This is a genomic window from Chryseobacterium sp. HNCC26DJ239, from assembly GCF_057180445.1.
The window spans coordinates 1-2,412 of the sequence record NZ_JBXUGJ010000015.1 but is presented as its reverse complement, the minus strand read 5'-3'; the positions used below and the strand labels follow the sequence as shown (position 1 = coordinate 2,412).

The window sequence follows — 2,412 nt, the reverse complement described above, 5'->3', positions numbered from 1 at the left end:
AATAGCTAGGTTTTCGTTGCGTGCGCAGCACGAACAATGAAAACCCTGTTGAACGGAAGCTTTGGTCGCTTTTTTAGGTATTATGGGTTTATCGTAAAGTTTTTAGAAAATATTTCAAGAGAACAGGACGTTCTCTTTTTTTTAGGCATTCGTTTTTGGCGAGTTTTTCTTGGTTTTATCGTGTTTTCCTTCACGTTGGGGCATAATTTCCCTTACCCAAATCCGCTAAAATGCAGATTTAGGAGCAGGTAAATTTCGGCTCATCTCCAAAAACCATTGCGGCGGACCTCGAAGATCGAACGTGGCAATCGTTACCAAATTTCCAACTTTACAACAACTACATTTCGGCTGAAAAGCTTTTGGTGGAAGCTTTTCTTTAGGCTGGATGCCTAATTTTTGTTGCAGATTTTTAAGTTTGATACGCTTCCAGGTGCTGCTCAAAAAACCATAATGACGGATTTTTACAAATCTTTTGGGCAAAATATGCATCGCAAAACGGCGGATAAACTCCTCGTGGCTCAAAACCATCTGCTTTTTGATGCCTTTTTGGCGGTAATCTTTGTAAGAAAAAGTGACCGTCTCCGCATCAATTTTTCTGATTCTCTGGTTACTGACTGCGATTTTATGCGTATATCTGCCCAAATATTCCACCACAGATTTTGGGCTTCCAAAAGGCTTTTTAGCATAAACTACCCAAGGTTTTTCCCACAGATTTCGCCTGATTTTGGGATATTCTTCAAGATTTTTATCTTTTAGTTTCTCACAAAATTTAGCCCTGAAAACTTTGCTCAAAGCCTTTACCGGAAAGAGAAATTTACCGTCACTTCTAATGTTTTTCCAAGTTTCGCTTTCATCTACACCACCGCCCGGAACAATGCAGTGCAAATGCGGATGAAGGCTCAGATTCTGCCCCCAAGTGTGCAAAACAGCAATCATTCCCATTTTTAAACCTCGATTTTCACCAAACGTTTGAAGCGTTTCCCAGGCAGATTCAAATAAAAAATCGTACAACATTTTGGGCTCGTGAAGCGCGGTTTTGTTCAATACATCAGGAAGCGTAAAAACCACGTGGAAATAAGGTACCGGAAGCAGTTCGGTTTCCCTCATCCCAATCCATTTTTCACGGTTTTTGCCCTGACATTTTGGGCAGTGACGGTTTCGGCAGGAGTTGTAACTGACGCTTAAAACTCCGCATTCATCACAAGCATCGATGTGACCGCCCAAAGCCGAAGTTCTGCACTTTTTTAAGGCAAATAAAGTTCTTAACTGCCAAGAATTAAGTCCTAAATCTTCCAATTTTGAACCTAATTTGTTTAAAACATCGGCGACTTCGTATTGAGGTTGAGATTGTGGTTGAGTTGGCTGTTTTTTTATGGTTTTAAAACCTCTCATTTCTTCCCAAATTCCGAAAACAAAGTATCGAGCGGTGAAAAGAGTTTTTGTGTGGAAAGTTGTGCAATTTGAAGATAAACCAGCGTCGTGTCAATACTTTCGTGACCGAGAAGATTTTTGATGCTCAAAATATCCATCCCATCTTCCAGAAGATGCGTCGCAAAACTGTGACGAAGCGTATGGACACTCACATCTTTCAGGATGTTTGCCGTTTTTGATGCCTGCTTTACCGCCCACTGAACGCCTCGTTGTGAGTAGCGGGAATCAAACTCTCCGCCAGCTCTTCCTTCTCGTGGCATTCCAAAGAGATAATCTTCTGGTTTTTCCGCTTCGATATACTTTTTGAGTCCCCGAATCAGATGTTCGGAAAGTGGTAAATAGCGGTCTTTTTTTCCTTTTCCCTGAACCACTTTCAACTGTTTTCTGTCTAAATCTAAGTCGCACAAACGAAGATTTCTAACCTCCATACATCGCAATCCGCAGCCGTAAAGAATGCCGATCAAAATTTTATGCTTTAAAAGCTTACACCCGGAAAGCATTTGCCAAACCTCCTGTTTACTAAGCACTACAGGCAGTTTTTTCTCTCTTTTAATTTCGGGAAGACTCAAATAATCGTAGCTCAAACCTTCCGATTTCAGTAAAAATCGAAGTCCGTAAACGGTATGTTTAAAGTACGACTGTGATGGAGATTTAGATTTTTTCTGAAGGTAAAAAAGGTAATCGTGAATTTGCTCGGGATCCAATTCTGTAGGAATTTTTCCGAAATGTAGCGACACCGCAGCGACGTGTCTGGAGTAATTTTGAAAGGTACTTTGGCTTCTTCCCAACACCGAAACCGTACGTTCAAACCTTTGCAAAAGCTGCGCAAATCCCGGAACTTCGCGCTTTGCCTGATTGATAATTTTGTTTTCTCGAAGCTCTTCTAAACTCTTTTTTTTGTTGCCATTCTATTGATTTTTAATTAGTTTTACAAAGTAATCAAAAATATGCAGACTGTGCTACCGAAGGTTTAGTTCAACA

2 protein-coding genes are annotated in these 2,412 nt (G+C 40.6%); both read right to left on the bottom strand.

What is annotated here, in order from left to right; translation table 11 throughout:
- Window positions 1-225: 225 nt before the first annotated feature.
- Window positions 226-1,392: an IS91 family transposase gene (locus AC2A1D_RS17780; RefSeq protein ID WP_484044914.1), complete on the bottom strand. Its 1,167-nt coding sequence runs from the start codon at window positions 1,390-1,392 to the stop codon at window positions 226-228.
- Complete coding sequence (locus tag AC2A1D_RS17775) at window positions 1,389-2,249, bottom strand: tyrosine-type recombinase/integrase (protein ID WP_484044913.1); 861 nt, start codon at window positions 2,247-2,249, stop codon at window positions 1,389-1,391. The genes AC2A1D_RS17780 and AC2A1D_RS17775 overlap by 4 nt, the downstream gene beginning before the upstream one ends.
- Window positions 2,250-2,412: the final 163 nt, after the last annotated feature.